This is a genomic window from Vibrio sp. RE86 (genome assembly GCF_013114545.1).
GTDB lineage: Bacteria > Pseudomonadota > Gammaproteobacteria > Enterobacterales > Vibrionaceae > Vibrio.
The window spans coordinates 73,483-95,273 of the sequence record NZ_VTXI01000012.1 but is presented as its reverse complement, the minus strand read 5'-3'; the positions used below and the strand labels follow the sequence as shown (position 1 = coordinate 95,273).

The following is a 21,791-nucleotide window of genomic DNA, read 5'->3' as shown; positions in this document are numbered from 1 at the left end:
AATTCGTATCTAGAGATAAAGCACTTACTTTAACCTTCAGATTATACTGGGGTCAAACAAAGTATCAAATAGTGAAAGTGATAATTTGTCACTTTAAACATAATAAGTGACGCAAATAGTTAAAATTCTATATTTATTAGGAGTCTTGACTCATTTTATCGATATTTAACTCAAAAGCAGCAAGCTGCTTAGCCACTTTACCGACGTCACCTGCACCTTGCGTTAGCACTAAGTCACCATCTTGTAAGACATTAGCGAGAACCGATGGCAATGCATCTGTTTCAGGAACAAAAATTGGGTCAATTTTACCGCGACTGCGAATCGTTCTACACAATGAACGGCCATCAGCACCCGCAATTGGCTTCTCTCCTGCCGAATAGACATCGAGCATGATTAAAACATCCACTTGCTCTAGCACATTGGCAAAATCATCATACAGGTCACGTGTGCGACTATAACGGTGCGGTTGGAAAATCATCACTAGGCGTTTATCTTCCCATCCGTTACGAGCCGCCTGAATCGTTACATCAACTTCTGTTGGATGATGACCGTAGTCATCCACCAGCATCGCTTGACCATTGCCTGTCTCAAACTCACCTAAATGGTCAAAGCGTCGACCTGTACCTTGAGTCCCTGCCATTGCACTGAGAATAGCTTCGTCAGAAATATCATCTTCCGTTGCAACCGCAATCGCAGCTGATGCATTCAACGCGTTGTGACGGCCTGGAATATTCAATGTGATCTCAAGATCAGATTTGCCTTGGCGAATAACAGTAAACTTACCTTGCTGCCCTTCTTGACGATAATTATCGATGCGTACATCTGCGTCTTCAGAGAAACCGTAAGTAATCACCTGACGGCTAATCTGTGGCACCAATTCTCGAACAACTGGATCATCAATGCAAACAATCGCTTGGCCGTAGAATGGCAAGTTATGTAGGAAATCGATGAAAGTTTGTTTTAGCGTCTCAAAGTCACCACCATAAGTGTCCATATGGTCTGCTTCAATGTTGGTAACAATGCTCACCATCGGTTGTAAGTGCAAGAATGACGCATCACTTTCATCGGCTTCAGCGATTAAGATTCGGCTTGAACCAAGACGAGCATTGGTTCCTGCGCTTTTCACTAAGCCACCGTTTACAAACGTTGGATCTAGACCCGCTTCTGAATAGATCTGAGTAACCAATGCTGTTGTAGTTGTCTTACCGTGAGTACCAGCAACGGCAATGCCATGACGGAAGCGCATCAGCTCAGCCAGCATTTCAGCTCGGCGAACAACCGGAATACGCGCGGCACGAGCAGCAACAATCTCTGGGTTTTCTTCATTGATAGCGGTTGATACCACTACCACACTCGCCTGAGCAACATTCTGCTCTGTATGGCCAATGTAAACTTTTGCACCTTTCTCAGTAAGGCGCTGAGTAACAGGGTTTTCTGCAATATCAGAACCAGAGATTTGGTAACCTTCGTTAAGCAAGACTTCAGCGATCCCGCTCATCCCTGCTCCGCCAATACCAATAAAGTGAATGCATTTCACACGGCGCATCTCTGGCACCATTGCTCGAATCTGAGCTAAATCTTGAGTATGTTGAATTGTCATGAATTTTCTCGTTGTTTAGTCAATGCAATAATAGCTTCAGCTACCACTTTATCTGCATCTAACTTAGCTGCCTGTTTCGCTTTGTTTGCCATCGATAGAAGCGCGCTGCGATCCATACTCTGAATCTCATTCGTCAGTTTATCGACGGTCAGCTCTGGCTGCTCAATCATTTTTGCCGCACCACACTCGACCAAATGGTCAGCGTTGAGTGCTTGTTGTCTGTCTTTGTGCATGAAGGGAATGAAAATAGCACCTACGCCAGCTGCCGAAACCTCTGAAACGGTCAAAGCGCCTGAGCGACACACCAACAGATCGGCCCACTCATAGGCTGCTGCTACATCGTCAATAAATTCGACGACTTGTGCATTTTCAACTTGATGTTGTTGGTAAACTTCTCGAACTTCTTGGTCACTATTTTTGCCTGCCTGGTGACGAACCTCGTAACCATCACCAATCTTTGCCATCACTTGAGGCATTGTTTGGTTCAAGATGCGAGCGCCTTGGCTTCCTCCCATGACGAGAATACGAATTCTACCGTCTCTCTCCGCCATACGTTGCTCCGGCGGCGCGATGGCAACCACATCCTCTCGAACAGGGTTACCAACAACTGGAGCGGTAGGAAACGCGCCAGAAAAGGCTTGAAACACCTTCTTCGCTACTTTCGATAACCATTGGTTGGTAAGTCCAGCGACCGCATTTTGCTCATGAAGCACAACAGGAATGCCCAATAGCCAAGCAGCTATACCACCTGGCCCACTCACATACCCACCCATGCCTAAAACCGCATCCGGCTGCCAACGTTTCATGTGCGCCTTTGCTTGCATAATTGCATTGATGATTTGGAATGGTGCTTTAATTAGCCGAGCAATACCTTGACCGCGTAGACCTTTTACCTTGATAAAATCAATGTCGATACCATGTTTGGGCACCAAATCCGCTTCCATACGATCAGCTGTGCCTAACCAGCGAATATCCCAACCCTGTGATTGCAATTGTTTAGCGACAGCAAGCCCTGGAAAAACGTGACCGCCTGTACCACCAGCCATCACCATCAATCTTTTATTCTTTTTCATCATTTTCTAACTGTTGTTGTTCTTGCTTGGCCAGCTCTAACCGGCACTCATGATCTATGCGTAGCAATATCGATACAGCCACTGCCATGGTAATTAAACTAGATCCACCGTAACTGATTAGAGGGAGCGTTAAACCTTTTGTCGGTACCATGCCCGCTGCAGCTCCTACATTGACTAATGTTTGAAACGCAAACCAGATCCCAATGCCAAACGCCAAATAACCACCAAAGAGCTGGTCGTTTTCAAACGCTTTGCGGCCGATAAGAATGGCTTTAGTCACTAAGCTGAAAATCAGCATCAATACCAACACCACGCCGACAAACCCAAGTTCTTCGGCTAAAACCGCGAAAACAAAGTCGGTATGAGCTTCAGGTAAGTACTCAAGCTTTTGAATTGAGTTCCCGAGACCTTGTCCAAACCAATCACCTCGACCGAACGCCATTAGTGATTGGGTCAACTGATAACCACTGCCAAACGGGTCATCCCACGGGTCCATGAAAGAGGTAACACGGCGCATCCGATATGGTTCTATGTATATCAATGCGGCAACAGCAAGCAAACCTACCACCATCAAAGCCAAAAACTGCGTCAGTTTTGCTCCAGCGATAAACAGCATGCCGAAAAGTGTCACCAACATAACGACCACTGTACCAAGGTCTGGCTGCAGGAGTAATAAGCTGGCTAATGTTGCGAAAACAATGATGGGTTTAATAAATCCACCAAAAAAGCTAGAACGGACTTCGTCATTTTTACGTACCAAATATCCCGCCATAAATATAAACAATGACAGCTTGGCCACCTCAGCAGGCTGCAAGTTAAATAGCCCAAGTGGAATCCAACGTGAGGCACCATTAACTGACTTACCAGCCACCAGCACCACAATGAGCAGGAAAATCGCAAGCAGTAGCAACCAAGTACTGTATTGAAGCCACCGCTTCATTGGAACTTGCAGAATGACCGCAGAAGCGGAGATCGCCAATACCAAAAAGATCGCATGGCGAAACATGAAGTGGAAAGGTTGGTCAGTTAATCGCGAACTGATTGGGAACGATGCGGAGGTCACCATAACAAGCCCAGTCAGCATAAGACCAAGTGAGATCCATACTAACTGACGATCGTAGAGCACCTCTGGAGATGCAGTGGTGACCCAGTGTTTAATGCGACTGAAAACTTCTTTTACCTGCATGGTTCCCTTTGGATTAGGCGTATGTTTTTGCTAACTCGGTGAACGCGTCTCCACGAGCCATAAAATTGTTAAATTGATCAAAGCTCGCACACGCAGGAGAAAGCAATACCATATCGCCCTCACTCACTTGTGGAGTAAGCCATTCAACAATATCACTCATTGACTCAAACCGCTGTGCGCTGGAGTGCAAAGGTATGAACTGCTCACCATCTTCACCAAAGCAACATAGCTGAACATTCAGTTCATTAAGCACAGGAGCAAGTTCAGAAAAGTCTGCACCTTTACCCACACCACCCACTAGTAGGTAGAGCTTACCTGACAACTCTAAGCCCGCTAACGCTGCTAAGGTACTCGCCACGTTTGTCGCTTTAGAGTCATTGACCCATTTAACACCACGATTATCAGCAACGACCTGACAACGATGTGTCAACCCATTGTAAGAGTTAAGAGCTGTCAGCCCAGATTGAATATTAACACCGCATTCGGACAACAACGCGAGAACCACTAAGGCATTAGCAACATTGTGGCGGCCAACCAGTGACAGGTCAGAAACCTTAGAGAGTGCTTTACCATCAATGGCCAAATACTCTTCGTTGTTTTCCACCAACAGACTAAAACGAGTCTGTTGAGCTAAACTGAACTCGACGAGATTTTTGTCTTCTGCAGGATAAGTTTCACGATCATCAGCGTTAACAATACAAGACTCTGCATGATCGAAAATACGTAGCTTCGCTTGGCGATAACCTCCCATTCCATCATAGCGATCCATATGGTCTTCTGAGAGGTTGAGAAATGCCGCCGCTTTAGGTGCTAGAGATGAGGTTGTCTCTAGCTGAAAGCTTGAAAGCTCTAGTACATAAAGATCCGCATTAAGCTGAAGAAGTTCTAAGGCTGGAACGCCAATATTTCCGCCAACGCCAACCTTCAAGCCCGCAGCTTTAGCCACACAACCTGTCCAGTCGGTCACGGTACTTTTACCATTGGATCCTGTGATGGCAATAACTGGCTTATCGACATGCCATGCAAACAGCTCAATATCACCAACAACGGGAACGCCTGCTGTAAGTGCCTGCTGCAACTCAGGCGTTGCCAAAGCAATACCAGGGTTAGCAACGATTAAATCCGCTTCTAGCAACCATGTAAGATTCCAACTACCACGGTGAAGTTCGACTTGCTGAGAAAGTTCATCACTACCCGGTGGGTTTACGCGCGTGTCAATCACACGAATACTAAGATCTTGCTCTAAGGACTCGAGATGTTTAACGACAGAGAGCCCGGTAATACCGAGCCCTACAACCACAACTTTGTTGATATCTTGCCAACGTTCCATAGTCATTGAAGTCAAATTCCTTATCGAACTTTCAGCGTTGCTAGACCAACCAGAACGAGAACGATTGAGATGATCCAAAAACGTACAATAACTCGAGGCTCCGGCCAGCCCTTCAGCTCATAGTGGTGGTGAATCGGTGCCATTCGGAAAATACGTTGACCACGCAATTTGTAAGAACCCACCTGCAGAATCACAGACAATGTTTCCATGACGAATACACCACCCATGATGACCAAGACAAACTCTTGGCGCACTAGAACTGCGATCGTACCTAAGGCGCCCCCCAGAGCTAATGAACCTACATCGCCCATGAATACTTGTGCTGGGTAGGTGTTAAACCATAGGAAACCAAGGCCAGCACCGACAATTGCCGTACACACAACCACCAGCTCTGAAGCTTGTGGTATGTATGGAATATGTAGGTAGTTCGCAAACTGAACATTACCCGTCGCCCACGCGATAGCCGCGAAACCAGCAGATACCAATACCGTTGGCATGATCGCCAAACCATCTAGGCCATCAGTTAAGTTAACAGCATTGCTGGTACCAACGATAACGAAGTAAGTCAAAACGATATAAAGCAGACCCAGCTGAGGCATAATGTCTTTGAAAAATGGAACCACTAACTGAGTTGCCGCAGTATCTTTACCATGAGCATAAAGCGCAAACGCCACAACAAGCGCGATAGCTGACTGCCAGAAGTACTTCCAACGAGCAATTAGGCCCTCAGTATTCTTGCGAACGACTTTGCGGTAGTCATCGACAAAGCCGACAGCACCGTAACCGAGTAATACGGCAAGAACTGCCCAAACATAAGGGTTGGATAGATCTGTCCAAAGCAAAACGGTCGTCACAATCGCCGTAAGGATCATGATGCCGCCCATTGTCGGGGTACCACGTTTACTAAAGTGGGATTCAGGACCTTCGTTACGCACAACCTGACCGATTTGCAGAAGCTGCAAGCGTCGAATCATAATTGGCCCCATCCAAAGTGACAGGCCTAGTGCGGTTAAGACACTGACAATCGCTCGAAAAGATAGGTACTCGAATAAACGGAAGAATGAAAAATATGGCTGTAGCAGCTCTGCGAGCCAAATAATCATGTGTACATCTCCTTGACAGCTTTTGCGACTTTACTCATTCCTGCGCTATTAGCCCCTTTGACTAACAGGGTTTGAGGCTCTGAATGCTGTTCAATCTGCTGTTTAATATAATTAATCATGCTTTGGTGATCCTCAAAATGGAGACCATCACACTCGTCGCTGATCGTTTTTGCATCAGCGCCATAAGTAAGCACATATTCAAATTTGAATGGGGCAGCATGTTGTCCGACTTGGCGGTGAAGTGCAAGACTTTCATCACCCAACTCAGCCATATTACCTAAAATTAACCAACGTACGCCTTGATAGCCTGCGAGCAAATCTGCGGCTGCTTTCATAGCAGGTACACTGGCATTGTAGCTGTCATCAATAAGTTTCACGCGCTCGCTCAGTTCAACCAGTTCAACGCGACCCTTCACTTTTCCTAGAGAGGCAAGACCTGTCTTCACTTTATCTAGACTTGCACCGAGTTCCAAAGACAACGCAGCAGCAGCTAACGCATTAGCAACGTTATGCTGTCCAATAATGCCCAGTGAAACATCGACCGAACCCTGCGGTGTATTTAAGGTAAAACTCGCTTCGCCCATCGCATTGAGTGTGACATTCTCAGCGCTAAAATCGGCCTGTGTATCGACTGTCGAAAAAGTTTTCACGACTTTATCAGCAAGCACTTCTTGCCAATAATCACCACCATGACTCTCTAAATTCACTATCGCGACAGAACCAGGTTTAAGACCTTGATAAATTTCACCTTTCGCCTGCTTCACTCCATCAATAGAACCAAAACCTTCAAGGTGGGCAGCTGCGACATTATTGACTAAAGCGACATCAGGACGAACTAACTGTGTCGTGTAAGCAATCTCACCAATATGGTTGGCTCCTAGCTCAATAACGGCAACATCATCTTCAGGTGTCGAGCGTAGTAATGTTAGCGGAACGCCAATATCATTATTGAAGTTACCTGCAGTAAAGAGCACCTGTCCCTGTTGCTCCATAATGCTTGCAACCATCTCTTTCACTGTGGTTTTTCCACAACTTCCCGTAATCGCAACCGTCGGTGTTTGACACAGTTCATGAACAAAAGCACCAATCTGACCCAGAGCTATCTTGGTATCTTTCACCAACAGCTGAGGAATGTCAGCGTTAATCGCTCGACTGACGAGTAAAGCGCTCGCACCCGACGCGACTGCCTGTTCAGCAAAGTCATGGGCATCAAAGCGTTCACCTACTAAGGCAACAAAAAGAGAACCCGACTCAATGGTACGAGTATCTGTTGAAACCGCATCGATGGCGACATCCGATCCAATCAGCTGCGCATTAAGCTCATCAACCAATTGAGAGAGCATCATTGTGATCATCTGTTTAACTCCAATAGTTGCATCGCGGATTCTCGGTCAGAGTAGTGAACCGTTTCATTGGCTAAAACTTGATAGTCCTCATGGCCTTTACCCGCCAGCAAAATAATGTCATCAGGCTGGCTATGATTTAGCGCAAACTCTAATGCTTTATATCGATCATGCTCAACGGTCGCCTTATCAGGTTCCACCATTCCAGCCAGCATATCTTGGACAATAGCACTTGGTGATTCACTGCGAGGGTTATCGTCTGAAAGGATCACTTTATCAGCTAGGCGCTCGCCTATTTCGGCCATCATCGGACGTTTACCAGTATCACGGTCACCGCCACAACCAAAGATAGCCCAAAGCTGACCATTACAGTGAACGCGAAGAGCCTGCAGCGCTTTCTCTAACGCATCTGGCGTATGAGCATAATCGACCACGACCTTCGCTTGTTGGTTATTTTTAAACAGCTCCATTCGGCCTAACACAGGCTTCAATTGAGCCGCGGTTTCAACCAACAATGCTTTATCTATTCCCATCGCCAATAGCGTTGAGAACGCAACTAAGATGTTATTAGCGTTGAACTCACCAATCAGCGGAGCATTTAATTCGCCCTGACCAAATACACCATCAAACGTGAGGCTTATACCTGACTCAGAGTAGTGGACACTGGTCGCATACACGCTGTTTTTAAGAGAACTCGGTTTCAAAGAGACTGCGATGACGTCGTTGAGTGTCTCGACCCACTCAGCACCAACGGGATCATCGACGTTGATTACCGCTTTTTGACACGAATGCTCTGTGAAGAGTGATTTTTTCGCCAACGCGTACTCTTCCATCGTGCCGTGATAATCAAGGTGATCGCGACTTAAGTTAGTAAACACGCCAACTTTAAACGCAAGCGCTTTAACACGATGCTGGACCAAGCCGTGAGATGAGATCTCCATGGCAGTCACATCAGCACCTTGCGATTCCAAGCTCGATAATGTTTGTTGGATTTCAATCGCGCTACCCGTGGTATTTACCGCAGGCGTTAAATCCTCTAAAAATCCATTCCCCACCGTACCTAAAACCGCTGCACGTTTGCCCGCTAACGTAAGCCACTGAACGATAACTTGCGTAATCGTTGTTTTACCGTTGGTACCAGTTACCCCGATGAGTTGCATCTCTTTTAAGGGCAACAGGCGAGCAGCAATGTCAGATAAAAGCTCGTTTAAGGCATCAACATAAACAATCACTACGCCATTGAAACGCTCGATACTGCCGTGAGCATGACTCTCACAAGCATGAGCAATCACAGCATTAGCACCAAGCTCAACCGCTTTAGAAATGAACTTGCGACCATCGACTGCATGCCCTTTAATTGCAACAAACGTCGAGCCTTTAGTTATTTTTCGGCTATCTAGTTCAAGTCTTTCAATGACTGTATCACCAAGCTCATGAGCTGAGAGTTCAACCCACGGTGAAAGCAATTGAGAAAGTGTGAGGGGTTTGGACATCAGGTGTCTCACTTATTCTTCTTTAAATCGATTTTCATCAGGCGCCACATTGAGAATTTGTAACGTCCCTTTCAAAATTTCCGAGAAAACAGGGCCAGCAACCGAACCGCCATAGTAGTTATCACCCTGTGGTTCATTGACCACCACCACCAACGCAACTCTAGGATCGCTTGCAGGGGCAACACCAGCGGTATAGGCGAAATATTCGTCCCCGTAGCCACCAGCGATGGCTTTACGTGAGGTACCCGTTTTCGCTGCAACTCGATAACCAGGAACCGCCGCCTTCGTCGCTGTACCGCCAGGCTGCGTTACGGTTTCAAGCATAGTCAGTACTTTACGCGCGTTATCATGGTCGATAACCTGCTTCGCAAAATCCTGCTGATTGTTTTCAATAATATGAATAGGTTGATACTCACCCAAGTTTCCTAGGGTCGCATAAGCATGCGCAAGCTGAAGAGGCGTAATCGTCAAACCATAACCAAACGAAAGAGTTGCGATTTCAAACTTTGACCAACGACGACGATTCGGGAAAATACCTTGCGTTTCACCGACTAAGTTAAGCCCTGAAACCTGACCAAAGCCAATCGAGCTATACATACCAAGTAACGCTTCTAGTGGCATATCGAGAGCCAATTTCGCCACACCGATATTACTCGACTTCTGTAAGATGGTGGTGAGATCCGCCTTGCCGACTTTAGACGTATCACGCACACGGCTTCCGCCAATTTGCATCAGTCCATTACCCGTATCGATGACAGTATCATCATCCGCGACACCATTTTCTAATGCCGCTAATACGACGAACGGTTTCACCGTTGAGCCAGGCTCAAATGCATCGGTTATCACTCGGTTTCGCATCTTAGCCGATTGAAGATCTGAGCGGTTGTTTGGGTTATAAGAGGGGGCATTCACCATCGCCAATACAGCACCAGTTTTTACATCCAGTATCACCGCGGAACCCGATGTCGCACGATAGTCGGCGACGGCTTGCTTAATCGCACGATAGGCTATCGCCTGAATACGTTGGTCAATAGTAAGCTCTAGAGGTTTACCCTCTTCACGCTCTTCCAAAGAGATGTTTTCGACCACTCGACCATAACGGTCTTTCCGGATAATGCGTTTACCCGCTTCGCCCGTCAGCCATTTATCATAACTGCGCTCGACCCCTTCTAGACCATGACCGTCGATACCAGTCACGCCAACTAAGTGGGCACTAACTTCACCAGCAGGGTAGTAACGGCGAGACTCAGCCTTAAGCCCTACCCCTGAGAGTTTCAACTCACGAATATAATTGGCCATTGCTGGACTAACTTGGCGCTGCAAGTAAATAAAGCGACGTTTCTTATTACGAGTGATTTTATCAATCATGCCATCGCGCTTAAGACCTAGCACGTCCGCAAGCGCATACCAGCGATTAATATCCTCAAGACCACCTTCTTTAAATATGGTCGCAGGGTCAGCCCATACCGCTTCAACAGGCACACTCACCGCTAAAGGTTCGCCATTTCTATCGGAAATAATCCCACGAGCAGAGTGGAGAGTTTTAGCACGAATCGAACGCATATCCCCCTGTTTTATCAGGTTGTCTGGTTCAATGATTTGGATATAAGCAATGCGGCCACAAAGAGCAGCAAACGCACAGAAAACAAAAAACAACACAAGGTAGAAACGCCAGCGAATTAATGTCGCGGGTTCCTGCTGAGACACCTTTTCTGACGGTTTTACTTTTTTGCTCATGGGAGGTTAATGATGACTTCTTTGTCTGAATCTGGACGTTTCATTTCAAGCTCGCTCTTCGCAACCGCTTGAACTCGGCTGTGCTCCGCCAGTGCCGTCTCTTCCAGTAGAAGGTTACGCCACTCGTTATCGAGCCTTTCACGCTCAACCAAGGCTTGATCTTTTTCCATGATAGCTTGGCGAGTATGGTGAGTAGTAAATACAACGCCCATAGCACTGGCAAATATTAAAACCAGTAAAATCAGCGGGACACGCCCAACCCCAAATAGGTCGAGCGCAATAAGCTTAGCAAGGTTAGGCGTTGTGTTACTCATCAGGATTTACAGCTTTTCAGCAAGGCGAAGTACAGAGCTGCGTGAACGCGTGTTCTCTTCTACTTCTTGCTTGGAAGGTTTAATCGCCTTACCAACAGGTTTCAAGTTTGCACTGCCAAGCGCTTTAATCTGATCTTCTGTCATAGGGATGCCATGAGGAACCTCAGGGCCTTTGCTCTCTTTGCGAATAAAACGCTTAACCATTCGGTCTTCAAGTGAGTGGAAGCTAATCACCGATAAGCGACCTTCTGGTGCCAAAATGCTTGCAGCGCCTTTAAGTGCTGTATCGATCTCTTCAAGTTCACTATTGATGTAGATACGGAAGGCTTGGAACGAACGTGTCGCTGGGTGCTTCTTCTCTTTAAAGCTCTTTGGTGCCGCTTCAGAGATAAGTTTTGCAAGTTGACCAGTACGAGTTAACGGCTCGTTCTCTTCATTCTCACGGTAAGCCACGATCGCTTTAGCAATGCGACGCGCATGCTTATCTTCACCAAATTCACGGATCACCCATGTAATGTCATCGAGATCGGCTTCCATTAACCATTGAGAGACAGGAATCCCAGACGTAGGATCCATACGCATATCCAGCGGGCCATCTTTCATAAAGCTAAAACCACGCTCGGCATCATCGAGCTGTGGTGAAGAAACACCGAGATCCAGTAACACGCCATCAACCTTACCCACTAAACCATACTCAGCGGCATATTCGGCCATACCTGAAAAAGGACCATGAATAATGGTAAAGCGAGGATCGTCTATCTTGCCCGCTTCAGCGATCGCTTGAGGATCACGGTCGATGCTGTAAAGACGACCATTTTCACCCAGTTTAGAAAGAATCGTGCGGCTGTGACCACCACGACCGAAAGTTCCGTCAATATAGATACCATCAGGCTTGATCGCCAAACCATCAATGGATTCATGAAGAAGTACGGATATGTGTTTAAATGCTTCGGTCATAGTTATCTCATGTTGCTGACGCATTACGAATTCAGACTCTCCAGTGTACTGATTTAGCGACTTATCGCTACCTCTAGAGAACAACAACTCGTGATTTTGCGCCAAGTTTAATGGTAAGAAAATAAATTTGGTCAATAAAAAGCAAAAAACCCATCATAACAATAAAGTTACGATGGGTCTCGAATAGGTGGAGCCGACACATAAGCCGGGTTCTGTTCCGCTTGCGCGGCGGTAGCCATTCGTCTAGGCCAGCAATCACTCACTGGCTCGAGCAACCTACCCGCCTCCTTACGCGAGCAACGCAATGTGGAGGCCTATTTGGTCTTGCTTCGGGTGGAGTTTACCCTGCAACGAACTATTGCTAGTCGTCCGGTGCGCTCTTACCGCACCCTTTCACCCTTACCTGATCCCTTACGGGCCATCGGCGGTCTTCTCTCTGCTGCACTTGTCGTGGGCTTGCGCCCCCCAGGCGTTACCTGGCACCCTGCTCTATGAAGCCCGGACTTTCCTCCCCTTTGTCAGTCTCCCGAAGGACGTCAACGTTAGTCTCCTAAAAAGGACCTCAACGTCAGTCTCCCGAAGGACATCAACAAAGCAGCGACTACCCAGTCAGCTCCGAGGGCGGATTGTATAGAGTTCTCCACTAAGTGTCTAGCGAGATCACAGATATGATGAAATGAAGGTGTTAAGTGGGCAAAAAGCGCGCAGTTAATTGCCAATGATTAGGGGAAAATAGGGAATCTCTAAATAAGAAAAGGAGATTCCCTACTAAAACAGGTTAACCTAGATTCTCTAGTCCCCATTTGTACAGAGCATTCTTTTTCAGGTTATAAATCTCTGCTGCCATCGCTGCCGCTTTCTTTAATGGCAGCTCTTTGACCAAAATACCCAGCGTACGCAATGCTTCTTCAGGAAGAGAATCATCAGCCGCAGCACGATAACCGTGAACCAGAAGCGCCATTTCACCACGTTGCTGGTTGCTATCTGACTTGACCCATTCAACTAGCTCGGCAAGAGGCATACCTTGAATAGTCTCGAAGGTTTTCGTCAACTCTCTTGCTAATACTACTTCACGTTCAGGACCTAATATCTCCAGCATGTCGTCCAGAGAGTCTAAGATTCGGTGAGGAGACTCATAAAACACGCAAGTACGTTCAACCTTAGCAATCTCAAGGAACTTATCTTTTCTCCCTTTACTTTTCGCAGGTAAGAAACCTTCAAAACTAAAACGGTCCGATGGCAGGCCTGACGCACTCAACGCAGTGATCACCGCACAAGCCCCCGGCAGAGGAACAACTCTGACGCCTGCTTGACGACATTGAGTCACAAGATGGTATCCTGGATCACTAATTAACGGGGTACCAGCATCAGAAACCAATGCAATAGAGTGCCCAGCTAACAATTTGTCGACAAGCACTTGCGCTTTTTGTTGTTCATTATGATCATGAAGTGCAAAAGTTTTCGTTTGAATACCCAAGTGAGACAACAACTTACCTGTGTGACGAGTATCTTCAGCCGCAATTAGGTCAACCGTAGATAGAACTTCTATCGCTCGTTGAGTAATATCACCTAGATTGCCGATTGGCGTAGGTACGATATAGAGAGTTGGAACCTCTGTTGGTAAGGTTTTGTTATCTGTCATTTGTTTACCATCACTTCAACGATTAATATAGACACAATTTTATACGGAATTAATAAAGAACTCATGGCCAAGAACAACCACAAGCGTCTCAGTGTAACACGCTTACTGACTCCTGTAGCACTTGCTGTCACTTTGGCAGCGTGTTCTTCTGCACCAAAGACACCACAAAGTGTCGATATTACCCTAGATCCTAATCAATCTATCCAAACTTACTTAATGCGTGCAGACAGCAGCAACGGCAGTTTGCAAAATGACTGGCTTATCATGGCCTTAAAAGCGTCAATTGAAAGTGGTGATGTCGCTCAGGCGGAGCTATTGATTAAGCGTCTTGCCCGTCAGTCACTGACAAATATGCAGCAAGCCGAATGGCAACTCGCTCGTGCCGATTTATTGATCTCTCAAGATAAGCATGACGAAGCATTAGAACTTCTTAATTTCCGTCCATCTTGGCAACTGGCGAACGAGCAATGGCGAGAGTACCACCAAGTTCGTTCTCTTCTGTTTACTAAGCAGGGTGACTACTATAATGCAGCTCGTGAACAATCCTTGTCGGCTCGATACCAGCCAGTCTCTGAACAAGCTTTCATTAGCCAAAGTATCTGGAACAATCTAAGCCAGTACTCAGCACTCCAAATCGATGCTTTCCAGAAGCAAGAGAGCAACACCATCATGCAAGGTTGGCTGCAACTAGCTGGTTACACCAAAGCTTTGGCTTCTAATTTACCTGAGTTGAAAAGTAACTTAGAGCAGTGGCTTGCCGATAACCCTAGCCATCCTGCAGCGCTCAATACACCTCAATCCGTATTGGACATCTTAGCATTAGAGATCACCAAGCCCGTCAACACTGCACTGCTGTTACCACTGACAGGTAAGTTTGCCAAACAAGCTCAACTCATTCGTGACGGCTTCATCCTTGAAATGATGAATGATAACGACCGCGATGAGAATGCCACCTTAACCGTGGTTGATACCAATGCAAAATCAGCTGAAGAGATCAAAGTAGCGCTGAGCGACAAGCAGATTGATTCAATCGTTGGACCGCTCGTTAAAGACAACATTGAACAGCTACAAGCTGCACTTTCAGAATCAAACAGCAATATTTCGGCACTAGCACTGAATATTCCTGATGAAGTCATGCCAGGCACAAATGTCTGTTACTTGGCGCTGTCGCCTGAACAAGAAGTTGCGCAAGCCGCTAAACACCTAGCAAAACAGGGCTACAGCTACCCTCTCATCCTAGCGCCAAAAGGACGTTTAGGCGCCCGAGTAGTGGAAGCGTTTGAGCAAGAGTGGCAGCAACACAGTGACACTAAAGTTGCTGTAAGCCTGTTTGGTGATAAGCGCCAGCTTCAGCGTGATATCAACAACGTATTTGGCCTGCAAGCGAGCCAACAAAACATTGCTCAGATGGAATCTCTGATCGATATTCCACTAGAGAGCCAACCTCGCAGCCGTCGTGATGTTGATGCAGTTTACATTGTTGCAAAAAGCTCAGAACTAACACTGATCAAACCGTTCATTGAAGTTGCGATTAATCCAGATACCGTTCCACCAAAGCTATACTCGAACTCTCGTAGCAACAGCGGTCGTCAGCAGTATGAAGATCTTTCTGGCGTGACATACAGTGACATTCCTCTGCTTATCCAACCTGACGCTGCATTGAAAGCTCAAATGGATGAGCTTTGGCCTAAAGGCTCCAATGCAGAAAAACGCCTGCAAGCACTTGGGATGGATGCGTATCGCCTAATTGAGCACTTGCCACAAATGAAAGTCGTCACTGACTACACAGTCGATGGCAGTACGGGCACGCTCAGCATTGACGAAAACTGTGTTGTACAGCGAGAAATCAGCTGGGCTGAACACGGTGCTACTGAATAAGCGCTCACAAGGGCAACATTACGAAGCCGTCGCTGAAAAACATCTTAGCAGTTGCGGCCTCGTAATAATTGAGAGAAACTTTCTCGTCAAAGGGGGGGAAATCGACCTCATTATGCGTGATGGCACCACAATCGTTTTTGTTGAGGTCCGTTACCGCAAGAGCCAAGCTTATGGCCACGCTGCTGAGACAGTGACTCGCAGTAAAATACAAAAGCTAATTAAGGCCGCCAATTTGTGGCTAATGAAAAATGGCTTATCCGTCTATTCAACCGATTTTCGATTCGACTTGGTTGCTCTTCACGATCAAGGGAAGCAAGTCGAATGGATCAAAAATGCAATCACTCAAGGATAACCAATGCTAGACAGCATTAAAGACAGTTTTACAGAAAGTATTCAAATTCAAATTGCAGCAGCAGAGGCGCTACCAGATGCGATTACTCATGCCGCTCAAGGCATGGTCACAAGCCTACTTAATGGCAACAAGATTCTTTGTTGTGGCAACGGTGGTTCATCTTCAAACGCTCAACAGTTTGTATCTTGCCTTTTAAACCGTTTTGAAACTGAACGCCCTAGCCTGCCAGCAATGGCACTGACCGCAGATAATACAACACTTACCGCGGTTGCCAATGACTACCACTACGAGGAAATTTTCTCAAAGCAGGTACGTGCTTTTGGTCAAGCTGGCGATATTTTATTGGCAATTTCAACCAGCGGTAATAGCAAGAACATCATCAAAGCGATGGAAGCCGCAGTAACTCGTGATATGACGATCATTGCCCTTACAGGTAAAGATGGTGGTGAAATGGCAGGGCTACTGGGGGAGCACGATGTCGAGATTCGCATCCCATCTCACAGAACCGCGAGAATTCATGAAGTTCATATGGTGACGCTACACTGCTTGTGCGATCTTATTGACCAAGTATTGTTCCCGGCTCACGAAGAGTAATCTATGCGAACCTTTAAAGCTCTATTCTTATCTCTATTTATTCTGACAACGACAGGCTGTGCAGGTCTGTTTGTCGCTGGTGCTGCCACGACTGCAAGCATCGTAATTGACCCACGTACAACACAAGAGATCTGGAACGACAACAACATCGAATTTGAAGTTGCAGGCATCGGTAATAAGTCGCCATTTCGTGGCAATGCAAGAATTACCGCCAGCTCTTACAACGGAACCGTTGTACTCATGGGTCAGGCCAATACAGAAGCCCTCAAACGCGATATTGAATCCCAAACACGTAACCTTAAGGGTGTAAAAGAAGTTCACAACCAACTGCGTGTAAAGCCGCCATTATCAATGGGTGAGATCAGCCACGATAGCTGGATTACCACGAAAGTAAAATCTGCTCTATTGGCGAATTCGGAATTAAATGGCGTCAAAGTAAAGGTTATCACTGAGGATAAAGAGGTCTTTCTGCTAGGCTATGTCTCTGACCAGCACGCTGAGATAGCAACCGACGTTGCTCGTAATATCTCGGGTGTTAAGCAAGTGGTTCGCGCTTTCCATTCAGGTGAAAACGCAAGTTAACCACCACACTGAAGATAAAAAAAAGCAGCGCAATGCGCTGCTTTTTCTATTTTACTACTCTTAGACTTGGTCTGCCTTTTGGTCTTGGTGGCTCGTCATCACCACCGTCTTCCGAAGAGTCACTTTCTTGAGTCTCAGTAGCAACAGACAATAACGTCTCTTCTGCTTCTACCTCTTCCTCGAAAATGCCCTCTTCTTCGTATTCACCCATGTAAGCATCTTCAGGTTCAAACATCGTACCTGCGCCATTTTCACGGGCATAGATCGCTTGAACAGCATACAGAGGAACAATCACAGAGTGTGGGCGACCACTAAAGCGAGCACTGAATGTCACCGCTTCGTTTCCAAGTTCTAAATTACCCACAGCTCGAGGAGCTATATTTAGGATAATCTGGCCATCTTGCACAAATTCCATCGGTACTCGTACCCCTGGAAGCTCTGCTGCTACTACAAGATGTGGCGTTAAATCATTGTCCACCAGCCAATCATAGAATGCACGAAGCATGTATGGTCGGCGTGGTGTCATGTTTACAATATCCATCTTCTCGCCAATTAACGAGTTAGACGCATTTCACGCTCAGCTTCTGTTAGAGAAGCTAGGAATGAATCACGCTCAAATACGCGGTTCATGTAAACTTTAAGTTCTTTCGAGCCTGGGCCTACTAGCTCAATACCAAGCTGAGGTAGACGCCATAATAATGGTGCTAAGTAACAATCGATCAGGCTAAATTCTTCGCTCATGAAGTATTCATACTCAGCGAAAACTGGACCTAGTGTTAGAAGGTCATTACGTAGTTTGTTACGTGCAGACTCAGCTTCTTCAGCATTACCTTTAACAACTTTCTCAGCTAGCGTGTACCAGTTCTTTTCGATACGGTAGATCATAAGACGGCTGTTACCACGAGCCACTGGGTAAACTGGCATCAATGGTGGATGAGGGAAACGCTCATCTAGGTATTCCATGATGATTTTAGAGTCGTAAAGCGCTAGCTCACGATCAACTAATGTTGGTACTGTTTTATATGGGTTTAGTTCAGTAAGTTCAGTAGGTAGATTCGCTTCATCTACTAGCTCTACTTCAACACTTACACCTTTCTCAGCCAGAACGATACGTACCTGGTGGCTATGCATATCAGATGCACTTGAGAATAGAGTCATCACAGAACGTTTATTGGCAGCTACAGCCATGGAGCCCTCCAGCACACTTACAAATATAAAAACAATGGAGGCCAAGCCTCCATTGTTAAGTTAAAAATTGGGAATTAGCACGGTATGGTAGCACAATTAGTGCACATCACGCCAATACTCTTTCTTCAGTAGCACAACGATGATAGTGAAGATCACCAAGAAGCCCATCACCCACCAACCTAGCGCATGACGCTCTAGTTTAACTGGGTCACCTGAGTACTCTAGGAAGTTCACTAGGTCACGTACGGCGTTGTCATACTCTTCGCTGTTAAGCTCACCAGTACCATCTGATTCAACACCCACTACTTTTTGGATTTCTTTACCATCAACGATTTCCGTTGCGAAAACTGGCTTAGGAATACCTTGAAGCTCTTCTAATACGTGAGGCATACCAACACTTGGGAAAACAATGTTGTTTACGCCAAATGGACGGCTTGGGTCCTCGTAGAAAGAACGCAGGTATGTGTATAACCAATCGGTACCACGTACACGAGCAACCAGCGTTAAGTCTGGTGGTGGAGCACCAAACCACTTCGCTGCTGATTCTTGTGGAATCGAGTTAACCATAAGATCGCCAACCTTTGCTTCAGGGTCAAAGATTAGATTCTCTTTTAATAGTTCAACTGGAATACCGATGTCACGAGCAACACGCTCGTAACGTTGGTACTGAGCCGCGTGACAGCCAAAACAGTAGTTCATAAACAGTTTCGCACCGTTTTGAAGTGATGCTTGGTCACTCAGGTCATTGTTTGCTTTATCAAGTGGTACGTTCGCACCCGCTGCCATCGCCAATGAAGGCAGCATTGCAAATAAAATTACAATCCATTTTTTCATTTGAATGTCACCCTTTCTGGTAGTGGCTTAGTCGCTTCGTTTTTACTGTAGAAGAACAGCAGTACGAAGAACATGAAGTAACCTAAACTAAAGATTCGAGCTAGCAGCGTGTACAAATCTGTTGCTGGAAGCGCGCCTAGAATACCAAGAGCAATGAAACTGATTGTAAATTGGATGATATTGAATAGGTGGAACTTACTACGATAACGGTAAGAACGAACCTTACAACGGTCAAACCACGGTAGAGCAAATAGTACGGCGATTGCACCGCCCATTGCGATAACACCAAGTAACTTGTCAGGAACCGCACGCAGAATTGCGTAGAACGGTGTGAAGTACCATACAGGTGCAATGTGCTCAGGTGTCTTCAGTGGGTTAGCCGCTTCAAAGTTAGGTGGCTCAAGGAAGAAACCGCCCATCTCTGGGTTAAAGAACAATACGTAACAGAAGAAGAATAGGAAACCAGCAACACCTACCATGTCCTTAACGGTACCGTAAGGGTGGAAAGGAATAGAGTCGATGATGTCGTATTTCTTAGTGTAATCCTTGTGGAATGGGAACTGAGTCTTGTAATCGTCGCCCATAGTACCTTTAGGAAGCTTCGTTTCGATACCGTCTGGGTTATTTGAACCCACTTCGTGCAGAGCTAGAACGTGTAGAACGATCAGTAGCAGTAGTACGATTGGTAATGCGATAACGTGTAGTGCGAAGAAACGGTTTAGCGTTGCACCAGAGATAACGTAGTCACCACGAATCCATAGTGTTAGGTCATCACCAATAACAGGAATAGCACCGAATAGAGAGATGATTACCTGTGCACCCCAGTAAGACATTTGTCCCCATGGTAGTAGGTAGCCCATGAATGCTTCAGCCATCAACACAAGGAAGATAAGCATACCGAAGATCCACAGCAGCTCACGAGGCTTCTGGTACGAACCGTAAATTAGGCCGCGGAACATATGCAGGTATACAACAACGAAGAACGCAGAAGCCCCTGTCGAGTGCATATAACGCAGTAACCAACCGTATTCAACATCACGCATGATGTATTCGATTGACGCAAACGCACCGTCACCAGAAGGCACGTAGTTCATTGTTAGCCAGATACCTGTCAGGATTTGGTTAACCAAAACAAGCATCGCTAGTGAGCCAAAAAGATACCAGAAGTTAAAGTTCTTTGGCATCGGGTACTCAGAAAGGTGCTTCTTGTACGCATTCATTGCGGGTATGCGTTTTTCTACCCAATCAAGTAGAGCTTGCATTATGCCTCCCCTCCTTCGTCAACACCGATAATAATCTTAGTATCGCTAAGGTACATGTGTTTAGGTACGACTAGGTTAAGTGGTGCAGGAACGCCTTGGAACACTCGACCTGCCATATCAAACTTAGAACCATGACATGGACAGAAGAAACCAGACTTCACACCCTGAACTTGTTCATTAAAACTGTCAGGTAAATACGTTGGAGAACAACCAAGGTGTGTACAGATACCTACCGCAACAAAATACTCAGGCTTAATTGAGCGGTAAGCATTCTGAGCGTAAGTTGGTTGTTGTTCTTCTCCTGATGAAGGGTCACGTAACTGACCTTCAATAGATTTTAGGCCGTCAACAACTGCTTGTGCACGGCGGACAACCCATACAGGTTTACCACGCCATTCAACACGTACCATCTGTCCTTCTTCAAGTTTACCGATATCAACTTCGACAGGGGCACCCGCAGCTTTGGCTTTTTCACTTGGGTTCCAAGATTTAATAAAAGGAACGGCGACAGCAGCTGCTCCAAGACCACCAACAACAGCTGTTGTAGCGGTTAGGAAACGTCTGCGGCCGTTATTTAAAGGCGCATTGCTCATCCAAACATTCTCCCATTTGCTCCTTGTGGATTATTGTTATTCCGCTTAAAGAGCATGGCTAACAAAATACGAATTTAGTTGTATTTATTTGACGGCAAATGATAAATAAAACCCTACTTTTTGACAAGATAAAGCTACCTTTTTGTAACATTTGTGAGGTGAATCGCCAGTGAGGTCACAAAAGCAGAGGAAGTAGAAGCAGGCTTGTATTAAGTGCGTGTGATAGGAGTGTTTTTTATAGAGCAGAAAAACAAAAAGCCTGGCATGAAGCCAGGCTTTTGGAGCCACATTCCAATACGAATATTGGAAGCGAATCTTTTCGAAAAAAGATTAACGCTTAGAGAACTGTGGACGACGACGTGCTTTACGTAGACCAACTTTCTTACGTTCAACGCAACGAGCGTCACGAGTAACGTAACCAGCTGCACGTAGAGTAGGACGTAGAGACTCATCGTATTCCATTAGAGCACGTGTGATACCGTGACGGATCGCACCTGCCTGACCTGAAATACCGCCACCTTTAACAGTAACGTATAGGTCTAGTTTCTCAGTTAGTTCAACTAGCTCTAGAGGCTGTTTAACAACCATGCGAGAAGTTGGACGACCAAAGTACTCATCAAGGCTACGCTTGTTGATTACGATGTTGCCGCTGCCTGGTTTAACAAAAACACGTGCAGCTGAGCTTTTGCGACGGCCAGTACCGTAGTATTGATTATCTGCCATTTTCGAA

21 protein-coding genes and 1 other RNA gene are annotated in these 21,791 nt (G+C 46.2%); 4 read left to right on the top strand and 18 right to left on the bottom strand.

What is annotated here, in order from left to right; translation table 11 throughout:
• Positions 1–136: 136 nt before the first annotated feature.
• From murC to rsmI, 12 genes are all read right to left on the bottom strand, one after another.
• Positions 137–1,600, bottom strand: a complete 1,464-nt coding sequence (gene murC / locus F0231_RS12990; protein WP_171760155.1) for a UDP-N-acetylmuramate--L-alanine ligase — start codon at positions 1,598–1,600, stop codon at positions 137–139.
• Complete coding sequence (murG, locus tag F0231_RS12985; RefSeq protein WP_171760182.1) at positions 1,597–2,673, bottom strand: undecaprenyldiphospho-muramoylpentapeptide beta-N-acetylglucosaminyltransferase; 1,077 nt, start codon at positions 2,671–2,673, stop codon at positions 1,597–1,599. The genes murC and murG overlap by 4 nt, the downstream gene beginning before the upstream one ends.
• Positions 2,660–3,859, bottom strand: a complete 1,200-nt coding sequence (ftsW, locus tag F0231_RS12980; RefSeq protein ID WP_171760154.1) for a cell division protein FtsW — start codon at positions 3,857–3,859, stop codon at positions 2,660–2,662. Before ftsW ends, murG begins: the two co-directional genes overlap by 14 nt.
• A gap of 13 nt (positions 3,860–3,872) precedes the next feature.
• Positions 3,873–5,195: a UDP-N-acetylmuramoyl-L-alanine--D-glutamate ligase gene (murD, locus tag F0231_RS12975; protein ID WP_171760153.1), complete on the bottom strand. Its 1,323-nt coding sequence runs from the start codon at positions 5,193–5,195 to the stop codon at positions 3,873–3,875.
• Positions 5,196–5,209: 14 nt separating this feature from the next.
• A complete protein-coding gene (gene mraY / locus F0231_RS12970) occupies positions 5,210–6,292 on the bottom strand; it encodes a phospho-N-acetylmuramoyl-pentapeptide-transferase (RefSeq protein ID WP_171760152.1) in 1,083 nt (360 codons plus the stop codon).
• Entirely contained in the window at positions 6,289–7,647 is a 1,359-nt protein-coding gene (murF, locus tag F0231_RS12965; RefSeq protein ID WP_171760151.1) for a UDP-N-acetylmuramoyl-tripeptide--D-alanyl-D-alanine ligase, read from the bottom strand. Before murF ends, mraY begins: the two co-directional genes overlap by 4 nt.
• Complete coding sequence (gene murE, locus F0231_RS12960) at positions 7,644–9,128, bottom strand: UDP-N-acetylmuramoyl-L-alanyl-D-glutamate--2,6-diaminopimelate ligase (RefSeq protein WP_171760150.1); 1,485 nt, start codon at positions 9,126–9,128, stop codon at positions 7,644–7,646. The genes murF and murE overlap by 4 nt, the downstream gene beginning before the upstream one ends.
• Before the next feature lie 12 nt (positions 9,129–9,140).
• A complete protein-coding gene (locus tag F0231_RS12955) occupies positions 9,141–10,865 on the bottom strand; it encodes a penicillin-binding transpeptidase domain-containing protein (RefSeq protein ID WP_171760149.1) in 1,725 nt (574 codons plus the stop codon).
• Entirely contained in the window at positions 10,862–11,182 is a 321-nt protein-coding gene (ftsL, locus tag F0231_RS12950) for a cell division protein FtsL (RefSeq protein ID WP_171760181.1), read from the bottom strand. The genes F0231_RS12955 and ftsL overlap by 4 nt, the downstream gene beginning before the upstream one ends.
• 3 nt (positions 11,183–11,185) lie before the next feature.
• On the bottom strand, positions 11,186–12,136 hold the full coding sequence (gene rsmH, locus F0231_RS12945) for a 16S rRNA (cytosine(1402)-N(4))-methyltransferase RsmH (RefSeq protein WP_171760148.1): 951 nt from the start codon (positions 12,134–12,136) through the stop codon (positions 11,186–11,188).
• Between the two features lie 185 nt (positions 12,137–12,321).
• Positions 12,322–12,753, bottom strand: an RNA gene (gene rnpB / locus F0231_RS12940) — RNase P RNA component class A.
• Positions 12,754–12,914: 161 nt separating this feature from the next.
• Entirely contained in the window at positions 12,915–13,778 is an 864-nt protein-coding gene (gene rsmI, locus F0231_RS12935; protein WP_171760147.1) for a 16S rRNA (cytidine(1402)-2'-O)-methyltransferase, read from the bottom strand.
• 63 nt (positions 13,779–13,841) lie between these two features.
• Here rsmI and F0231_RS12930 point away from each other — a divergent pair, with 63 nt between their 5' ends.
• The 4 genes from F0231_RS12930 to F0231_RS12915 are packed head-to-tail and all read left to right on the top strand — an operon-like array spanning position 13,842 to position 17,184.
• Positions 13,842–15,656, top strand: coding sequence for a penicillin-binding protein activator (locus F0231_RS12930; protein WP_171760146.1), 1,815 nt, complete (start codon positions 13,842–13,844; stop codon positions 15,654–15,656).
• Positions 15,643–16,008 carry a YraN family protein gene (locus F0231_RS12925; protein WP_367613476.1) on the top strand — a complete coding sequence of 122 codons (366 nt, stop codon included), beginning with the start codon at positions 15,643–15,645 and terminating at the stop codon, positions 16,006–16,008. Before F0231_RS12930 ends, F0231_RS12925 begins: the two co-directional genes overlap by 14 nt.
• Positions 16,009–16,011: 3 nt before the next feature.
• The gene (locus tag F0231_RS12920) at positions 16,012–16,602 is read left to right on the top strand and encodes a phosphoheptose isomerase (RefSeq protein ID WP_171760144.1); all 591 of its coding nucleotides are present in this window, start codon (positions 16,012–16,014) and stop codon (positions 16,600–16,602) included.
• Between the two features lie 3 nt (positions 16,603–16,605).
• A complete protein-coding gene (locus F0231_RS12915; RefSeq protein WP_171760143.1) occupies positions 16,606–17,184 on the top strand; it encodes a BON domain-containing protein in 579 nt (192 codons plus the stop codon).
• Positions 17,185–17,230: 46 nt separating this feature from the next.
• Here the strand turns inward: F0231_RS12915 and sspB are convergent, their stop codons facing one another.
• The 6 genes from sspB to rpsI all read right to left on the bottom strand — a co-directional run bounded on the left by sspB (position 17,231) and on the right by rpsI (position 21,784).
• Positions 17,231–17,725, bottom strand: a complete 495-nt coding sequence (sspB, locus tag F0231_RS12910) for a ClpXP protease specificity-enhancing factor (protein ID WP_171760142.1) — start codon at positions 17,723–17,725, stop codon at positions 17,231–17,233.
• A gap of 11 nt (positions 17,726–17,736) precedes the next feature.
• Positions 17,737–18,372: a stringent starvation protein SspA gene (sspA, locus tag F0231_RS12905; protein ID WP_171760141.1), complete on the bottom strand. Its 636-nt coding sequence runs from the start codon at positions 18,370–18,372 to the stop codon at positions 17,737–17,739.
• 96 nt (positions 18,373–18,468) lie between these two features.
• The gene (locus tag F0231_RS12900; protein ID WP_171760140.1) at positions 18,469–19,206 is read right to left on the bottom strand and encodes a cytochrome c1; all 738 of its coding nucleotides are present in this window, start codon (positions 19,204–19,206) and stop codon (positions 18,469–18,471) included.
• Positions 19,203–20,468, bottom strand: coding sequence for a cytochrome bc complex cytochrome b subunit (locus F0231_RS12895; RefSeq protein ID WP_171760139.1), 1,266 nt, complete (start codon positions 20,466–20,468; stop codon positions 19,203–19,205). Before F0231_RS12895 ends, F0231_RS12900 begins: the two co-directional genes overlap by 4 nt.
• On the bottom strand, positions 20,468–21,061 hold the full coding sequence (petA, locus tag F0231_RS12890; protein ID WP_171760138.1) for a ubiquinol-cytochrome c reductase iron-sulfur subunit: 594 nt from the start codon (positions 21,059–21,061) through the stop codon (positions 20,468–20,470). Before petA ends, F0231_RS12895 begins: the two co-directional genes overlap by 1 nt.
• A 330-nt stretch (positions 21,062–21,391) precedes the next feature.
• Positions 21,392–21,784 carry a 30S ribosomal protein S9 gene (rpsI, locus tag F0231_RS12885; protein ID WP_004415472.1) on the bottom strand — a complete coding sequence of 131 codons (393 nt, stop codon included), beginning with the start codon at positions 21,782–21,784 and terminating at the stop codon, positions 21,392–21,394.
• Positions 21,785–21,791: the final 7 nt, after the last annotated feature.